Here is a 19,134-nt window from a genome sequence, read left to right on the forward strand (position 1 = left end):
TTTCAATCACAATTCAAATAGGAGAACGATACCTGGCTCCCATCAGAAGCTATTTGAGCCACTGTATGACCTGATTCACTGTATCGATAGCTGTAATTATCTCTAGCATCAATTCGTTGGTCTACGGTGATATTATTGCACGAGAAAAACTCAGCATCTGGCAAGGCTACCTGAATAAAGAAAGGAATCAACATGTTCTTGAGTGGACTAATCCCTTGATCATATTGAAAGAAGCGCTCTTCATATTTATAAAACGACCCTTCAAAATCTGATCTAAACTTTTCTACTCTTCCTATGTTATTGTTTTCATTAAAATAATAAACGCCAAACGCCAAATCAGCTAAATCCCCTGTACTTGCCAATCTAGACATCTTCACCTCAACCCGGTCATCATAATACATGAGATCGTGAAAAAGGAGCACATCTTCTGTAGGAAAATGCCTAATGATTTTAATAGGTTGTTCATTTTCCATTTGGACACGCATGTAAGGAAACTTACCCGGATTCAACTGATCCAATACCACTACGGAATCATTGAAATAAGTAAACTGAAAAGAGGAAACCAGATCTATATCTCCATCAACTTCTAATTGTTGCTTGATTTGATAAATCCTTCCCCCTGAAAGGGTTAAAAACTCCAGGCGATTGTAATCATCCAAATGGATGGACTCTAGAATACATTGGTCTGGACTTAAATCCTCATCCCGACAAGCTGGTAGTGAAAAAACAATCAAAATAAGCCAACCCCACTTTTTCATTTTGATAAAATAATCAAATTATTGCTCAATGTGAAGTTGGCATAAACAATTATGAAGTAGCTATTTTCTAAACTTCAACTTACGCATTCCATTGAAATAAGCCATCATCATTTTGAGTTTGGATCCTCCCTTACGTGACATCTCCATAGCATCCCAAAGCTCCTCAGGAACCTGATCTAGCTGATTCATTTCTCCAGCACCTTTCAGCCATTCTCCACCATCTATAGTAATCACTTCGCCATTGACATAAGCGGAAAAATCTGAAACCAGATAAGCTGCCAAATTGGCCAATTCCTGATGATCTCCTACCCTTCCAACTGGCACTTTAATAGCGGGATCAAACTTCTTTTGTAAATCACCCGGCAGCAATCTATCCCATGCACCTTTTGTTGGGAATGGTCCAGGAGCAATAGCATTCGATCGAATTCCATATTTAGCCCATTCAACAGCAAGAGATCTTGTCATAGCCAAAACGCCAGCCTTAGCGCAAGCTGATGGAACTACATAGCCGGAACCTGTCCAGGCATATGTGGTAACGATACTCAAAATATTGCCAGGGTGCTTCTCTGCTATCCAGTCCTTACCAACCGCTAATGTGAAGTTGTAAGAGCCTTTGAGCACAATATCCACAACTGTATCAAATGCTCTATGTGATAACCTCTCAGTGGGGCTAATGAAGTTACCTGCCGCATTATTGAGCAAAACATCAATCTTTCCAAAGTTGGCTTTGGTATCCTTGATTACTTGCTCTACCTGATCATATTCTCTCACATCGCAAGCAAGAGCCAAAACGGGATTTCCAGTTTGATCTGAAATCTCTTTTGCCGTACCCTCCAGCACATCCAATTTTCTACTGGTAATAACCAGATTAGCTCCCAGCTCTGAAAAGTACGTACCCATGGATTTTCCCAATCCTGTACCACCACCTGTAACTATGATCGTTTTTCCCTTGAGAGCATCTTCCCTCAGCATGCCTTGTGTATATGTCATATCTATTTTGGATTAATACTGAAAGTTAACCAAAAAAGAATGACATGGAAGCTACTTCTGAGGAAGCTTATTCATCACGAGTCCATATAAGAACGTTCCCAACAATGCAGATAGAAAAACAACAATGAAGACCAAAAAACCATTACCCATAATGATGTATATAGGTCCAGGACATGCACCTATCAATGCCCATCCAAGCCCGAAAATCGTTCCTCCCAATAAAGGTGGCCAGAACTTTCTTTGTTTAGGAGGTATGACGATCGGACGACCACTAAAATCCTTTAGTTTGAACCTTTTGATAGCTTGGATGCAAAAGATGCCCAGGACTACTGCAGAGCCTATCACACCATACATATGAAAAGATTCAAATCGAAACATTTCATATATTCTATACCACGATACCACTTCAGCTTTCGTAAGAACCACACCAAACACAATGCCTGTAAATAGAAATTTTATCTTATTCATAGAATGTGAGGGAGGATTAAATGGGTCATTACCAAACCACCAATAAAAAAGCCAATGACAGCAATTAGTGAAGGCCACTGAAGGTTACTCAATCCCGTTATTGCATGGCCTGATGTACAACCATCAGCGTATCTTGTTCCAAAGCCAACCAACACACCTCCCAAAATCATAAATATGATTCCTTGAGATGTTAGTAGATTATCCCAGTTAAAAATAGCTTCTGGTAAATACTCGGCACCTGGATTTTGAATTCCCAGCGATTGAAGAGACTCCACCGTTTTAGGATTTAATGCCACTGCGTGATCTGGAGACAAATAATTAGCCGCTATAAACCCGCCAATAATACAGCCTACTACAAAGAACAAGTTCCAAACCGCACTTTGCCAGTCAAATCGGAAAAAGTCACTGACTTTGCCTGCTCCTCCAATAGTGCAAATGGTTTTTAGTGTGGAAGAAATTCCAAAAGTCTTGCCGAAGAAAAACATGGTGATCATCACCAGTGTAATCAATGGCCCACCCACATACCAGGGCCATGGCTGAGTAATAAAATCCATTCTTATCTTTTATCAGTTATTTGGCGATTATAACACTGATACCAGAAGAAAGGATCAATATTTAGCAGAAATAATAAAATATATGTCACTACAGCTACTTATCTGACATTTCAGCTATCCATTTACGAATCAACTCAACACCTTCCTCGTGGATCATTTTACGACCCAACTCTGGCATCATCACCCCTGGATCAAGAGAGGAGATACGATACAGCAAAATTGACTCATCAGGCTTACCTGCAACTATACTATACTTCATTCCTCCGGAGCCTCGACCAGCAGCAATCGGCGGTTTATTAACACCTAATCTGTAATAGTCGGTAACACTTGCTTGAAGATGAAGACCTGTATTTTTTGCAGGCCCTTCCGGCCTGTGACAATGTGCACAATTGATCTCCAACCAGGCACGAGCACGATCATCTAAGGTCCCGGAATTCGGATCATCCCATCTTGCCAGTTTCTGAACAGTAGGTAGTGAAGGAAGTGAATCCAACATACCGTTTTCAGACCAAAAAGTGAGTTGATTTTTAATGCCATTTTCATAATGTAAATCACCATTCAATTGACGAGCTGATGGACCAATTGGAGTCATCGTTCCAGACAGCTCATGACAACTTTTACACTGCACTAAATTAGGCACGGAGTAGTTGACATTCTTGATTACTCCTTCCTCATTCGTCCATGATACCGGGACGTTTCTTCCGGCTATTTCAAGGTCAGCGTCTGACTGATCTTCGTTCCAAACATAGGTCCAGGCGTTCCAACTTTTTCCTTCATTTATGAGCAATCTGGTTTCAATAATTTGACTTTCACTTTCATCCTTACTCAGGTCTTTTTGATAGTAAAAATTCTTTATCAAAATGGTGCCTTCAGGAAAATCAAATACCTCATTTGCAACATATGTAGCCGAGGTGTTTTCTGGTAATTTTATAAACCTTTTCTTTAGTGAATAATCAGTAAATAGAGGTGTGTTTAATTCATACGGAATTACACCCTTTTTAGGAATCAATTTTGCTAAAGGCTCATCAAATAAACCCCACTCAGACAAACGTTCTGGAACATCGAGTTTGGCTGATCCCACGAGTGACACCTCTTCAATTTCTAAAGGCTTTTGTTGTTTGGAACATGAACTAAGCATCAAACCAAAAACTACAAATAATACAATTAAATTACACTTCATAAAATCGGTTCAATCTGGTTACCCTCACATATGAATGGATCAACTTCTTGATTCAAGTTTTCAAAATCATTAGCTGCATCTAGATTAGCAAAACTGGCTATACTTTCCTTCACACATAGAGAAAACTCACCTTGCTCGTTCTTGATTCCGTCCCAAACAATATCTGGTGTTGAGAATGGAAACTTGACCAGGAACAACAACCCAAAATCATTCTTAAGTGTAGGAAACCAATGTTTGTTTTGATAGGTATTATTGTGAACAAATATGTCGGTCGGATAAGGATCATAAGACTCATCTACTTTGGACATTTCTATGTTTTGATCCAATTGAGTCTCTTCACCTGAAGACATAGCTTCTACTATTTTATAACTAGCGATTGCAACTCCAACCGTTTTGTTATTGATCATTTCATTTCCAAAAATTTCGATATTTCTAGTCGCTAATAACATAAGTCCGGTACCAGGAGGAACCGTTGCTACAACGTTGCCTTCTGGAGCAAAATTCCTGTAATTGTTACTAACCATTTTATTATTGAACACTCGAGTGGTGTGGCCAGTCTGAGTTAATCCAGGCATATCAAAAACCAGTATTCCTCCTGTATTATCATGTGCATAATTATTGTAGATCTCTACCCATCTGGAGTTCTCACTTTCTATCCCGGCTACGTTGTAGTACGCTTCATTATTCCTTACAATCACGCTATCAGATTGCCCAACATAAATACCTGCATCTGATGAACCAATAGCAATGCAATTTTCCACTAACACATTCTTACATAGTACAGGGTAAAACGCATAAGCTCCATTGGTTTCCTTTGGTGTTCCCGTCCACTGCGATTTTATATTTCTGAACGTAATTCCATCCGTATCAGTCACCTTGATGTTATCACCCTTAGCATTCTCTATTGTGAAATTTTCAATAAGAATGCTAACGCCATTAGCAATTTTTAACCCTTCAGCACCCTCTTCCTGGTTCTGAAAAGAAAGGATTGTTTTATCAACACCTTGCCCTCTAATAATCAGATGCTTATTACCATCCACTGAAAGTGATCGTGTAAACATATAATGGCCTGCAGGCAGTTCAATAACTGCGCTATCTCCTGCTGTAATGAGCTGAGATTGCAAATCTCGCTCTATAGACTTCCATTCCACCCCCAACTCCTCTACTTGTGGAGATGAGCATGACATTACGAATATTACAGCTATAAAAAATGGGTATGTAGTTTTCATTCGTATAAGTTAATCAAACTTTTGGAATAGCCTATTTCATAGCCAAAACACACCATTCATCAAGCCAAATAACAGAAACTTCAACTCCCAAAATCCATGCATGAAAAACACTCATAAAATACAATCTCTTATGCTACTTCTCAGTCCCCCTAGCATAGACTTGAATTAATTCTATCACTTGTTGAAAGTACCTAAATGAGCGCAACTTTTTACATTGGAAAAATGATGAACTTCTAGAAAATCCATCAACCCATAACAATCACTTCTGCCCTCCAATAACTGTGTGCAACTACAGAGGAAAACTTTTCAACATGAGCTTTCGAAGCTCCGCAACATAAACTTTATTACGTTATTTATCATTTAATAACTCATTGCAAACATCGGCCGGTTGGCAATCATCGTCCCATCACCTCTCATCAACGCCACCTACTAGGTAGAGTCTAGAATATTCCCCTCTAAACAAAACAAGTCACCTTAAAATAAAATAGGACTAATCAAAGACAACATCTTCAACTAGTCCTATATATAGACAAACCCTTAAGAACCTTCTTTAGCAAGAATTAGCTCTTGTTTAACGAAGCCAATCAGGTTTGGTAGTAATCACTTTTGCTCCCAACATATTCAGCAGCTGGTATAAGCCAAAGTAGGTTCTATTAATATAAAGACCATGGCGCGACCCTCTTGGATGCTTCGAATTCCTAAGCTCTTTCATATTCCCCAAACGCTCACTAAGGTCATAGATCTTCTTAAAATACTTATCATCAGCAAAATCAAATTCCTCTCCATGAAACGGATCCCCCAGCAACATGGTCATTTCCTTAAAAATGGAAATGTACAATTTCTTCTCTTGCTCAGAATCGTCTTCATATATAAAATTTAAGTGATACAATATAGGAATCAAGGCCTCATCATCCGCAATAAGATCTCTGCTCATCAGTCTGAAATATGCTTCATAAAAATCTTCTGGAATTTCCTTTACACATCCAAAATCTATGATCCCCAATGTACCATCAGGACGCATTAAAAAGTTACCTGGATGTGGGTCTGCATGCACCTCTTTTAAGTTATGAATCTGATGGTGATAAAAGTCCCACATCGCCTGCCCAATTTGATCTTTGATCTCTTGAGAAGGATTGGTTTCAAGAAACTCCCTGATGTGACTACCATCCACCCAATCCATCGTAATTACCCTTGCCGCAGACAGCTCTTCATAGTAGTTAGGAAAGCACAAATTAGGAATATCTTTACAAGCCTCACCGATCCTTTTTGACCTGGCAACTTCCAACACATAGTCAGTCTCTTCGAGTAGTTTACTTTGCACCTCATCCATGTATTGATCTAGCTCTTTTTCGTTTAACCCAAAGAGTCGTAGTGCAAATGGCTTCACCAATTTCAAGTCTGATTTCACACTCTCTGCCACTCCAGGATATTGCACTTTTACAGCTAACGTTTTTCCATCCTTTTCAGCACGATGTACCTGCCCTATTGACGCGGCGTTTACCGCACTTTTTGTGAAGGTTTCGAACAGCGCATTTGGAGGTGCTCCGAAGTAATTTTGAAAGGTCTTTACCACCAAAGGATAAGACAATGGCGGAGCACTATATTGACTCATTGCAAACTTGTCCTGATATGCTGTAGGCAGTAAGTTCTTATCCATCGCAAGCATCTGTGCAACCTTAAGAGCACTACCCTTCAACTCACTTAACGAATCATAAATATCTTCCGCGTTTTCTTTATCCAGCTGTTCCCTTCCTGCTTTGGGATCTGTCAGCTTTCGACCGTAGTGTTTTAAATAATTTCCACCAACCTTCGCACCGGTTTTTACAAATTTTGCCGCACGAGACACTTTACCTACTGGAATTTTTCCTTGCTCTTTCATAAATCCTTAATCTTGTCTCTGCAACATTCCGTACACCAAAAAGGTTGAATTTTTTTATCAAGATCATGAAAAACACACTTCCAGCCATTTTTCTCTTCATACTGATTATCAATACTACACAGGCCATATCACAAGAGCTATCCTATCCCCCAACGATAGAACGAGAAGTGCTGAACACTTACCACGGCGTGAATGTCTATGACAACTACCAATGGCTTGAAAACATTTACTCTCCTGAAGTACGGGTTTGGGTGGAGAGTCAAAATCATGTAGCTGAAAAATACCTGAAGAAACTTTCTAACAAGCATAACTCTGTCAACGAAATGAACAAGTACATGGCTCGAGATAGAAGTCGGGCAAATATTGGAAAGTTCAATATTGATCGTGAAAGAGAGTCCAATTTCAAATTGTTCTACACCGATTATTTCAGTGGACCTTCGATATTTTTCCGATCCAAATCTTATAACGATTTCAAAATGCTTGTAGACAGCAGGTATTTGTTCAAGAAAAGCGAAAACAAACAAGCAGAAATCATCAGCTTTGAACCTTCACAAAATGATGAAATATTAGCCTATCAATATGCTGTTAATGGCAAACCATGGGGTGAAATAAGACTGAAAAACACCTCTGGTATTCAAAGCCCAAATGAGACACTCTATCAAACCCAATTCAACCAGATAAATTGGTATAAAAACGGATTCTTTTATCAAAAATCAAAAATTGATAGTGCAACCAATGCCAAAAGCTCCCCAGCTATTTACTACCACCGAATTAACACCAGTCAAAAAGAAGACTCTCTAGTATTCAAAACCAACAATATTGATGATGAAATACGCCTGTTCAGCACGATAAAAGAGGACATATTCCTACTAGAAATAAAAAACAAAGTCAATGATCAGTATAGCTACCTCTTCTGGAAGCCAAATTCAGAATATTCTGGATATAAACCAATAGTATACAAGGTCAATTACTCCTTTGGCTTTGTAGATTATCTTGAGAACAGACTAATATTAAAAGCGGTAATAAGTGATCAAATCAAATTAATAAGTATTGATCCCAACAACCCAAAAGACCTTAAAATTATCAGTAAAAGCTTTAAGGATGCAGTAATTACGGGAACTGAAACACTGGGTAATAATCATATTGCCATTTCCTATCAGTCCCTTAGTATGCCGTTGTTAATTGTTGTTGATCCCTCGGGAAATCTAATTGGAGAAGTAGCTCTTCCTCAAGGTGTATCAATTTCAAGATTAAGCTATCAAAGAGGATCTGACAAATTGTATTTCTTGCTAAAATCATTCACCATTCCTCCGGTATTGTGTGAGCTAAACATGAATGATTTCACTTATTCCGTCATTGAAAAAACAGGCGTCAATTTCGATTTTAAGAGTTATAAATTCACTGAATCGAGCTTTACCTCCAAGGATGGCACCACCATTCCGATATTTATCGTTTATAAAAATGAATTGAAACAAGACGGGAGCACTCCTATGCTCTTAGAAGCCTATGGTGGCTTTGGAGCCATCAACACCTCCAATTACGATCCAAATGTGATCTACTTTATAGAAAATGGTGGTGCTTACGCTTACGCTTATACACGTGGAGGAGGAGAGCTTGGTCATGACTGGTGGTATGCAGGGAAGAAACTCAATAAACAAAATGCTATTGATGACTACATCAGTGCAGGTGAATTTTTGATCAAAGAAGGTTATACTAAACCCAAAAAACTAGGAATTGTAGGCTATTCTCATGGAGGATTACTTGCTGCTTCAGCTATGATTCAAAAACCTGAGTTATTTGGAGCTGTAATGTTAAATGATGGACTGTCAGATATGCTGAGATACGAAAACAACATACTGGGCTCATCTATTGTCAATGAATTCGGGAGTGTGACTAATGAGGAAGAATTCTACAATTTAGCTGATTACTCCCCATATCATCGATTAGACCCAAGAGTTAACTACCCTCCTGTGCTATTTACTGCCACATTTTTCGATCATAGAATTTCACCAATGCATTCCTACAAATTTGCTGCATCATTGCAAAACAACCCATCACAGCAAAATCCAGTTATTCTCTTCACCAATTCAGATGTTGGCAGCTACGGAAGTCAATCCATGGTAGAACGACTGGAATTTGAAGCAATGAAAGTGTCTTTTCTCGATGAATTTCTTTTGAACGATTAGCGCTGTTGGAACATAAATTTTGCAAAGTCAATGATAGAATCCAATGGCCCTTTACCCACTAGGTCAAAAGCCAGATTCACAGACTTTTCTATTGCCGCATCAGTTTTCTCGAATTCATGACTATCATCATTAGCCCAAAAACGCGTAATAAACAGAAAATGCAACCAGAACGCCTTGGTGTATTGATTCGTAAACGGTCGCTCTTGGATCTCAGTCGTATCTTTACCCTCTAGAATGAGTTCATGAATGTACTCTTCAAAAACACCTTTAAGTTGTTCCAGAAAATAAGGTGTGGCATCAGTCTTAGGAGTTTCTTCAAACCTTTTCAAAACAAAGCTACGGTTAGACTTAAGCGTCTCTAACCACGTGTAGTAAAACGCCAACAACTTCTCTCGTACCGAGTATTCAGCATATGCTTCATCTGATTCGATCCCTTCTACGGTGTTGGATAACCAATCCGCCCATATACTTCTTTCAATAGCCCTGAAAGAATTGAAGTATTGATAAAACTCCTGTTCGTTACTTTTTAATGCCTTCGCAAAAGCGAATACTGAAGCAGGGTTAGTACCTGTAGTCAGCACTTCCTCTATATAGGCCTGTTTAAATTGGTCAGCGCTGATTGTTTTTTTCCGTTTATTAGTCGTAGCTTTTACCATATTTCTGGTAACCTATTGATTCACAAAAAGGTTGGCACAACTAACTAAAAAAAATGAAATATTTAATCTGGCTCCTTACTACACTTGTTTTTAACAGTGTTCACTCACAAATTGCATCATCAAAAGATATAATTAACCGATCAATTGCTTTTCATGATCCTCATAAGCATTGGCAAACCTTCAAAGCAACCTTAAGCCTCGTAGAAGAAAGAGAGTCCGGTGATAGAAATACTCAATTCAGTATTGACAATACATTGGGGAAATTCATTTTTGAGCGTGATAGCATATCACACGGCATGTTGTTAGACTCTTGTTTTAACCTTGCTGGAGAGGCAGGTTGTGATAGAATACAAACCATCAGAAACTATTATTTATATCTATGGGGGCTACCTATGAAGCTAACAGACCCAAATACTCCAGTACTAGAAGATATTCAGGAACTAAGCGATTGGAATGGTCATCATGTCTATGGAGTACGCGTCAACTATGAGCGTGAAAACTGGACATTCTTCTTTGAACAATCCACATATGAGCTAGTAGGTTATCAGTTTTACTTTAACTACAAGGAAGGTGGAGAGGTGATCACCTTAAAGGATTTAGTCGAATTTGAAGGAATAAAAATCCCTAAAACAAGAACCTGGTACACTTTACCTGACAGGCAATACCTTGCCACAGATAAACTAGAATGGATAAAATAAAAAAAGCCTTCCCTTTAAAGTGAAGGCTCTTAACCAGCGGTGAACAGATACAGAAGTATTCTGTGAATTATGATACTAAGATAGAGTATCGAGTTTTAGACATCAATACCCTAAAAATGGTATTTTTCTACTCACCACTTTTTGATTATTTCTTACTAATCTTCGTTTGTTGTCTGAATGCACCAGAACTGTCACTGAATTCCAGAAAATACATCCCTGACTCATAAGAAGTTAAGTCGATTTCAACATCTTGATAGCCAAGTGAAGGATCAACCTCCTGCCTAATCAACACACTTCCTTTCATGTCACGTACAATCGCAAAAAGATCATCTATTTTTCTATATACTTCAAATTCTGCTAGCATCACACCATCAGTAGGGTTTGGATACAATCTCACATTCTTCAAGAAAGGCTTAGCGGTCCACAACACTTTTCGAGTTTCCACCACTATTCCATCTTCAGTAATGGTAGCTGTGATCTCAAAAACCTGACTTTCTTCATCACCACCTACAACTATCTCAATATCTGAATCCTCATCCATTGGCACTCCGGGATACTGGATATTTAGACGGTATCTACCGTCTTCGATATCTGTAAATCTAAAGTTTCCATCATCATCTGATTCCACATAAGCATAAAGTTCGAATTCCCCTTCTTCATCTTGACCAGTTCTACCCTTTGGAACGAATCTTCGTACAGAACAAGCTGCTCGCTTCACTTTACGCCGTGCTTCAATTCTGCTACCACTTTCTTCATCAGTGTTGTTCTCAATATCTACACCCACATTTCCATTAAATGTAGCTCCATTGGTAAGGGGAGGAAGCTCATCAGGTTTGAATATCATTTCGATATCAATATCACTTGCAGCTTGCCTCAGGAATAATGTATCAGCTACTTCCCAATCATCAGTACTCACATAATACGTCTGAATGACATCAGGAAAATCAGTCTGATCTTGCTTAACTAAAAGAATGAAGTCTCCAAGCACCACATCTTCAATCTTGTAAAACCCATTTGAGTCCAATTGTGCACTATCTGATTTCTCAAAAGGCCCGTCAAATATCCTATAGATCTCAACCTGACCATCCGTGAGTAGTGTACCAGATGCATCAGCAAATACGGTTCCCTGCACATCAGTAGATGCCCAAATATTCTGATTTCTGGACTCAAGCACCAAACCTGGCAATGAATCATTGGTCGCCGTTAGTCGATAAGAACCCATATTCTCATAATTCAAGCTATCAATGGCCAATTCATTTGTTGTTGCTCCTTCTATGGCAACAGCAACTTCCGGCTCCGCCAGATCATCAAAAACCCATTGATATTTATTCCCGGCACCTGAAATAGCCGCCGTTAATACGAAAGCACTATCCGCTCTGACTGTATCATTTCTTGTAAATCCGATCCTCTTTTGAGGAGAATAATCGAATTCTTCCACGGACTTATTATTAATCAAACTTTCAAAACCTAAACGATTTTCAGCCACATTCAACTTTTTCAATGCCGGCATACTAGACATCTTGGGCAATTTTCTAAGTTGATTGTCTGAGAAATTGACACTATCCAGCTTATTCAAATTCAAAATAATGTCTGGAACATTGTTTTGGAGATTATTACCCGGAAGGCTAATACCTACAACTCGTTGGTTATCCAAAGTAATACCTGCCCACTCTTCAATATCCGAATTTTGCAGCCATCCAGTGTTATCAACCCAATCATCACCTCCCAAAGCTTGATACAAAACCGCTAAAACGGCGGAATCCTTTTCAAGACCGAAAGAGAGGATGATCATTTTACCAGGAATGAATCCTGGGTAAGTTGCCAGATCAACTCCGTTTCCCAGGTCGGTTGTACCCACAGGATCTCCTGCCACGCTTATTGAGGTGAAGTTGCCACCAGAAGAAACTCCTCCTCCAGCACTACCCACATACGCTGTATTACTCAGCTGACCTGAAGTCAAATGAATAATACCTATGCTAAACAATATGATTAATAATCTTTTCATCATTTTCTGATTTAAGATCATTATTTATTGGTTCCTACAGACTCCGTCTTATCTATTTTCAAAGACAGTATTTGTTTAATGGACTCAATTTCTGATTTTAGGGATTCGATTTCCGAATTATCCTTAGCTGCCAATTCAGCTTTGAGCTCTCCATTTTCTTTCTCCAAAGAAGCTACCTTCGCATCTAGCTCTTTTACTGCTTCAATCAATACAGCAACCATTTGAGCATAATTCACAGCTTTGTAACCATCAGCATTGGTATGAACAAACTCAGGATATACTTCTTCTACCTCTTGGGCAATAACCCCAATCTGTTTGTCCGAACCTCTATTTTTGTCTTTCCAGTAATACGAAGTACCTCTTAATTGCTTCGTTTTATCCAATGCACCTTCCAGAGTCTGAATATCTCTTTTGTAACGACGGTCTGAAGACAATACGTTGCCCTGAGAAGTCACGGTACCAAGAACCATTAAGTCCCCACTCGTACCATCCGCCAAAAAGGATGTAGCAAGTGTATCATTTCTTAGGGTTAACTGGTTAGATCCTGCTTCATAAAGGAAACGATTTTCATCAGCTGAATTTTGAATAGCAATTCCTCCATTGTCACCAGCAACAAAGAAGTTAGCTGCTGAACCACCATCCGTTCTGTTAGCAGAAATATTTCCATCATTTCCATTTAAGGAAACTCTTGTGACTTCTGAAGCATCACGCAACTCAAGTCCTCCACCGCCTGATTCAAATAAACTACCAGTAAGGTAAACTGTATGTCTATTGACCCCACTATTTGTACTGTAAAGATTAAAATCTCCATAATCTTCACCAGACAAAGTTTGATTCACTTCCATTTTTCCGGCATCAAAATACCAACCAGAACCATCATCTTTTGAACTAAACATGGTCAATGAAGCCAGATCATTGTCTTGCCAACCCTTTCCTTGTAACACAAAATTGATTGACTGATCACCCCAAAGTTCAAGAAGACCGGACTCACCGTCAGGATCACTTCCACCATCATCGTTTGATGTGGATATATTAACCAAATTAGGCAATCCCGCAATTGATCTTGTACTAGTATTCATATTAAAATATGCTCCCTCTCCTAGAGAATTAGTATTTAATCCGAATTGGATAAGCTGAACATAAGGATCTTCTGAAGAGCCTTCCATAAAGAAATAAGGCAAATTATTGTTCCAAGAAGCGAATCCTGTTAAAGTTGCTCCTGAGAATGTTCCATCAGGGTTGTGCCCTACCAACTGAGTAAATCCTCCTGTACTGCTCGCATTACCAATCCATGCAGCTACGTTATGAAATTCATCGAATAAATTTAAGTTACCAACTCCATTCGGAGAGGTTCGTAACCTTGCACCTTGGTTTCTAAGTGAATCATATAAATAAAGTCCACTACCATAATTACCGTAGGCTGACCCCAGAATAACCTTAGTGGAATCATTCGGGCTATTCAAAACCAAACTCCCCGAACCATTGTAAATATTTAAATTAGCTTTCATTAAGCCATCTTCACCAATAAGTTGGACATCCTTAGATTGAATAGAGTCTAGATTTGAAACCTCACCACCTATCGCCGAACCATTTACAATTAGCTCTCCGTTTACATTAACAGATCCATCAAACCATCCGGCCCAGTTTTCTCCTGGGCTGTTATAAGCCATTCCATGAATACCAATATTCTTTTGTGTTTCAGTACCAGAAGCAATACCTCTTACTCCAATATGCTCACCAGTTCCAGGTCCATATGCTTCAATGTAAGCACCAAATTGACTAGAATCAGATTGTACTGAGTTTGCTCTTCCCCATAACGCCCAGTTCATACCGCCGCCTCCGGCGTAAGCTGAAACACCTATTCCATGACCTCCTCCAGTTGCGGTGTATTGAGCCTGCATAGCTCTACCTCCAACATTTGAATTACCATATAAGGAGGACAACTGAGAAGTCACATAAGCTTCCGGATCTGTTAGCTCTGATTGATTGTTAATACTTCTTCCATTTTCAGCATACGAAAAAAGACCTGTATTCAAACCCTCACCTTTTGCCTCTATATAGGCACCTATTCTAGATCCTGTGCCAAAAGAGGTACCTGTACTATTGTTTAATACTGTCAAAGCAGTTGTAGTTGTATCGGTAGATTCGGTAATAACAAACCTTCCTGTTTTAGACCCGATTGGGGCATAAATCATTACTGAAGATAAAGCTGTTCCATCAACCGAAATGCTTAATTCCACCTCTCCACTTGCATCAAATAAAGAGTCCGGAATAGGAGTTACACTTCCCAATATCACACTATAATAGCCATCCAATATTGAAACATCTTCGTGAGTTTCTTCCCATTCAATAGAAGGAAACCCAAATACAAAGGATTTAGTACCTGTCACAGGCTCGTCATTCTCAGTTAATTTCCCTTGAAACGGGATTTTCTGAGCTGATACGTAAAAGGCCCCAAGAACCAGGGCAAAGGTTAGTAAGCGTTTAATGATCATGTCTACAGTGTTAAAATATTTAATGCCGAAAATTACAAGGTTAATTTTTCAGGTGCCATCGCTCGAAATAGGTATTTTGCTTAAAATGAGCATTCCATTTCACAATCAACAGCACATTTTTCTTTACAAAAAATACCTCCATACAGTAATACTTTGCAAATGAGTAATAAGTGATTTCGTTGAATTAAATGGTGTTAGCACCAACATCTAGCTGTAATCACTTGTACACCTTGCTTTAGCATATATTCGTAGAATTATTTTCGACGAATCAGGACTATCTAATCATGAAATCATGGAGATCCACTATCAGATAAACAAATCCACCAGCCCTAAATGTCAGGTAATACTAGCACATGGTGCCGGAGCAGGTATGTACCATGAGTTTTTTGAGTCATTAGCAACAGAACTTGTAAAACTGGATATAAACATTATTCGGTTTAACTTCAGTTATATAGAAGAAGGAAAAAAATTACCTGGCTCACAAGCTAAATCAGTTGCCAATTGGAAGGAGATTATTCAAATAACTAAGAACTTGAACCCAAACATTCCAATATTTATAGGCGGTAAATCCTATGGCGGAAGAATGGCTTCGCATTATATAATAGAAGAACCTAAATATCAAGAGTTCGTCAAAGGAGTATTTTATCTAGGATACCCGTTACACTCTATTGGGAAGCCATCATTAAAGAAAGCTGAACATCTCCATCTAATTCAAATTCCTCAACTCTTTTTACAGGGCACAAGAGATAAACTAGCCGATATTGGGCTCATTGAGGAGTTGGTACCTACATTGAAAGTATCTTCACTCTCAATTTTTGAAAACGCAGATCATAGCTTTCAGGTACCGAAAAAAATGGGAGGAAACATGAATGAGATGTACAAACAACTGGCTGAAACCATTGATCAATGGGTTCTCAGCCAGCTGTTATGAAACTAATTAAAAGGTTAGGTTGATAGTTTCTTTCATTAAGTCCATGGAATTGGTACCAACCATAATGTCGAATGCTCCATCTTCCACAACGAATTCATATTGGTTATTATAGAATCCTAAATCTTCTTTAGTTAGCTCAAAGGTTACTTTCTGCTGCCCTCCAGCTGCAACTTCCACTTGTTTAAAATCAACAAGTCTTTTAATTGGCTGAGTTAAACTAGCCACTCGATCTCTTATGTAAACCTGAACCGTTTCTTTACCTGGAGTTTTTGACGTATTCGATATCAAGACTTCCACCTTTACCTTGCCATTTTCAACACTTTGAACATTTAAATCCGAATAGTTGAATTCAGAATAACTCAATCCAAATCCAAATGGATAAGTCCCTTCATTCGGAGAGTCTGTATAATGTGACCAGAACACCAATCCATTGTCAAATGCATTGGTAACCGGTCTTCCAGTACTTTTACGGTCGTAATGCAATGGTTCCTGACCAACATTATCCGGGAATGTCACAGGAAGTTTTCCTGAAGGATTGTAATCACCAAAAAGCACATCTGCAATAGCATTTCCGGCTTCAGAACCTGAAAACCATGTTTCTAATATTGCAGATGCTTTCTCTGCTAATTCAGGAATAGCCAAAGGACGACCATTCATTAGCACCACCACAACATTCTTATTCACCTTGATCAGCTCATTGAACAATTCCAATTGCTTGCCTTTTAAGCTAATGTCTGCCTGACTTCTACCCTCTCCAGTTTGGTAACAGTCTTCACCAACAGTCAAAACAACAACTTCAGATGTACGCGCAAGGTTGATAGCTTCTTCAAATCCCTCACCTTGGTCATCTTCAAAAGTCAATTCATGTACGAAATCTCTATTACCTGTCGTTAGTGTATATCCCTGAGCGAATTGGACTTTAGTCTTTTTAGAAACTGCATTTTTGATACCTTCCTCAACAGATACCGCACTATTGGCTATCGCTTGAGCTCTCCAGTTACCTAAAGGAATATCCTTACTTCCAGCCAACTGACCAATTACAGCTATAGATTTAATGTTTTTCGAAAGTGGTAATAGGTTGTTTTCATTTTTAAGAAGAACCAATGTTGATTTTGCTACATCACGAGCTATTTTCTTGGTTTCAGCAGTATAAACTAACTCTTTCTCACGCTTATCGTCACAATATTTGTACGGATCTTCGAATAGACCTAAACGATATTTGACACTCAAAATACGTTTAACGGCATCGTCTAAAGTAGACATATCTACTTTTCCAGATGCTACGAGCTGCTCTAATTCAAACTCATAAATTCGAGCTTCCATGTCCATATCCGATCCAGCGTTGAAAGCAAGTTCTCCGGCATGTGCAGAGTCTTCTGCAAACCCATGGGTCAACAACTCACCAATAGATCCCCAATCAGAAACCATAAATCCATCAAAGCCCCATCTTCCTTTAAGAATTTCTCTTTGCAAATACTTATCTCCCGTTGCCGGCACACCACTGATTTCATTGAACGAATTCATGAAAGTAGCAGCTCCTGCATTCACAGCAGCTTCGAAAGGTGGCAATATCACATTGTATAAAGTTTGCGGAGAAACATCTGCTGTATTATAATCTCTTCCAGCTTCCGCAAATGCGTAACCAGCAAAGTGTTTAGCACATGCCGCAATAGTTAAAGGATCAGACAAATCATCACCCTGATATCCTTCAATCCATGCCTTAGCCATTACAGAGGTAAGGTAGGAGTCTTCTCCAGCACCCTCCATGATTCTACCCCATCGAGCATCCCAACTCACATCAATCATAGGAGAAAATGTCCAGTGTACTCCGCTAGCACCAGTTTCTTGTGCAGCTAATGCAGCTCCTCTTTTTGCACCTTCAAAATCCCAGGAAGCTGATTGTGCAATTGGAACAGGCAGCATGGTTTTATAGCCATGAATCACATCGTATCCAAATATCAATGGAATACCTAAACGACTATTTTCTACAGCCATTTTTTGAGCCTCGCGTGTACCTTTAGCTGTAAGTACGTTGAGCATCCCTCCTACATATCCTTTTTTAATATTGTCAGCCTTCAGCTGGTTGTTGTCATCAGCAGGAACCGGACCCGTAAACTCCCAGGTACCATTGTACATATTCGTTTGACCAACTTTTTCTGCAATGGTCATAATGGCGACCAGACTATCTACTTTACTGGCTATTTGAGCTTCTGACAGTTTCTGAGCTTGAGCGCCAAAAACTATGAATGCAAGAAGCAGTGTTAATTTATAGTTCATTTTTGTTGGTATACTTTAACGTAATCAATTTCAAATGTCTGTGGCCATATACTTTCATCCACACCAAACTTTCCTCCCCAGTTTCCACCTACGGCCAGGTTAAGTATTAAGTGAAAATTCTGATCAAACGGCCAACCTTCGTAGTTTTCCTTTTCCTTGTTAAGAGTCAAATAGTCCTTACCATCTATGGACCAGGTCATGCTGGAATCATTCCAATTAAATCCATAAAGATGAAACTGCTGACTGATATCTTCTATAAATAAGCTATCCGACTTTTGGGTACCAATAATATGATTGTACTTTTTGGAATGAATAGTACCATATACCATTCCCTGGTTATAGCCCACATGCTCCATAATGTCAATTTCTCCATCCAATGGCCACTCCATGCGTCTGTCTAATGTTGGTAGCATCCAAATAGCCGGCCAGGTACCTCTACCTTCAGGAAGCTTAGCATTTACTTCAATTCTGCCATAAGTCCAATCACCTTTTGATTTGGTAATTAATTTGGCGCTTGAATATCCTTTTTCTTTAGTTGAGTCAATAAGTGCTCTAATTTTTAAAGTTCCGTTACTGACTTCTAGGTTTTTTGAATCATCAGAGTAATACTGCAATTCATTGTTTCCAAATCCGCAATTGGATGGACAGCCATCTCCGATGACAGGGCTCCATTTATTTTGATCTAGCGATTCACCATTGAAATCATCCTGCCAAATCAGAACTTCTTGAGTTGATTGTTGACTTTCAGGCTGCTTTTTATCAGTTGTACATGCAGCCAATAGCATAGAGAATGCTAATCCAGATATTAGTATTTTAATCATCTTTAGG

Annotated in this window: 15 protein-coding genes; 3 read left to right on the forward strand and 12 right to left on the reverse strand. The window is 39.0% G+C overall.

The window, feature by feature from the left end; genetic code table 11:
- Positions 1-2: 2 nt before the first annotated feature.
- The 7 genes from NXS00_RS03775 to NXS00_RS03805 form a co-directional block, all read right to left on the reverse strand.
- Positions 3-758, reverse strand: coding sequence for a hypothetical protein (locus NXS00_RS03775; protein ID WP_258097778.1), 756 nt, complete (start codon positions 756-758; stop codon positions 3-5).
- 60 nt (positions 759-818) lie between these two features.
- Positions 819-1,748 carry an SDR family oxidoreductase gene (locus NXS00_RS03780; protein ID WP_258097779.1) on the reverse strand — a complete coding sequence of 310 codons (930 nt, stop codon included), beginning with the start codon at positions 1,746-1,748 and terminating at the stop codon, positions 819-821.
- Between the two features lie 51 nt (positions 1,749-1,799).
- The gene (locus NXS00_RS03785; RefSeq protein WP_258097780.1) at positions 1,800-2,216 is read right to left on the reverse strand and encodes a DUF6691 family protein; all 417 of its coding nucleotides are present in this window, start codon (positions 2,214-2,216) and stop codon (positions 1,800-1,802) included.
- Positions 2,213-2,770: a YeeE/YedE family protein gene (locus NXS00_RS03790; RefSeq protein WP_258097781.1), complete on the reverse strand. Its 558-nt coding sequence runs from the start codon at positions 2,768-2,770 to the stop codon at positions 2,213-2,215. Before NXS00_RS03790 ends, NXS00_RS03785 begins: the two co-directional genes overlap by 4 nt.
- A gap of 94 nt (positions 2,771-2,864) precedes the next feature.
- Entirely contained in the window at positions 2,865-3,950 is a 1,086-nt protein-coding gene (locus tag NXS00_RS03795) for an SO2930 family diheme c-type cytochrome (RefSeq protein WP_258097782.1), read from the reverse strand.
- Positions 3,947-5,179: a parallel beta-helix domain-containing protein gene (locus NXS00_RS03800; RefSeq protein WP_258097783.1), complete on the reverse strand. Its 1,233-nt coding sequence runs from the start codon at positions 5,177-5,179 to the stop codon at positions 3,947-3,949. Before NXS00_RS03800 ends, NXS00_RS03795 begins: the two co-directional genes overlap by 4 nt.
- A gap of 571 nt (positions 5,180-5,750) precedes the next feature.
- A complete protein-coding gene (locus NXS00_RS03805) occupies positions 5,751-7,058 on the reverse strand; it encodes an ABC1 kinase family protein (RefSeq protein ID WP_258097784.1) in 1,308 nt (435 codons plus the stop codon).
- Between the two features lie 65 nt (positions 7,059-7,123).
- Between NXS00_RS03805 and NXS00_RS03810 the strand changes: the two genes are divergently transcribed.
- Positions 7,124-9,244, forward strand: coding sequence for a prolyl oligopeptidase family serine peptidase (locus NXS00_RS03810; RefSeq protein WP_258097785.1), 2,121 nt, complete (start codon positions 7,124-7,126; stop codon positions 9,242-9,244).
- Here NXS00_RS03810 and NXS00_RS03815 read toward each other — a convergent pair.
- Entirely contained in the window at positions 9,241-9,900 is a 660-nt protein-coding gene (locus NXS00_RS03815; RefSeq protein ID WP_258097786.1) for a TetR/AcrR family transcriptional regulator, read from the reverse strand. The two genes, NXS00_RS03810 and NXS00_RS03815, sit on opposite strands and share 4 nt — an antisense overlap.
- Positions 9,901-9,953: 53 nt before the next feature.
- Here NXS00_RS03815 and NXS00_RS03820 point away from each other — a divergent pair, with 53 nt between their 5' ends.
- Positions 9,954-10,598: a DUF6503 family protein gene (locus NXS00_RS03820; RefSeq protein WP_258097787.1), complete on the forward strand. Its 645-nt coding sequence runs from the start codon at positions 9,954-9,956 to the stop codon at positions 10,596-10,598.
- Between the two features lie 145 nt (positions 10,599-10,743).
- Here NXS00_RS03820 and NXS00_RS03825 read toward each other — a convergent pair whose 3' ends face one another.
- Together NXS00_RS03825 and NXS00_RS03830 are read right to left on the reverse strand one after the other, a co-directional pair.
- Positions 10,744-12,606 carry a T9SS type A sorting domain-containing protein gene (locus NXS00_RS03825; protein ID WP_258097788.1) on the reverse strand — a complete coding sequence of 621 codons (1,863 nt, stop codon included), beginning with the start codon at positions 12,604-12,606 and terminating at the stop codon, positions 10,744-10,746.
- 17 nt (positions 12,607-12,623) lie between these two features.
- On the reverse strand, positions 12,624-15,098 hold the full coding sequence (locus tag NXS00_RS03830; RefSeq protein ID WP_258097789.1) for a tail fiber domain-containing protein: 2,475 nt from the start codon (positions 15,096-15,098) through the stop codon (positions 12,624-12,626).
- Positions 15,099-15,390: 292 nt separating this feature from the next.
- Between NXS00_RS03830 and NXS00_RS03835 the strand changes: the two genes are divergently transcribed.
- A complete protein-coding gene (locus tag NXS00_RS03835) occupies positions 15,391-16,029 on the forward strand; it encodes an alpha/beta hydrolase family protein (RefSeq protein ID WP_258097790.1) in 639 nt (212 codons plus the stop codon).
- Positions 16,030-16,035: 6 nt separating this feature from the next.
- Here the strand turns inward: NXS00_RS03835 and bglX are convergent, their stop codons facing one another.
- A complete protein-coding gene (bglX, locus tag NXS00_RS03840) occupies positions 16,036-18,306 on the reverse strand; it encodes a beta-glucosidase BglX (protein ID WP_258097791.1) in 2,271 nt (756 codons plus the stop codon).
- Positions 18,303-19,127 (reverse strand): glycoside hydrolase family 16 protein, encoded by an 825-nt coding sequence (locus NXS00_RS03845; RefSeq protein ID WP_258097792.1) that lies wholly within the window; start codon positions 19,125-19,127, stop codon positions 18,303-18,305. The genes bglX and NXS00_RS03845 overlap by 4 nt, the downstream gene beginning before the upstream one ends.
- Between the last annotated feature and the right edge of the window lie 7 nt (positions 19,128-19,134).

It is taken from the genome of Marinoscillum pacificum, from assembly GCF_024714495.1.
Taxonomy (GTDB): Bacteria; Bacteroidota; Bacteroidia; order Cytophagales; family Cyclobacteriaceae; genus Marinoscillum; species Marinoscillum pacificum.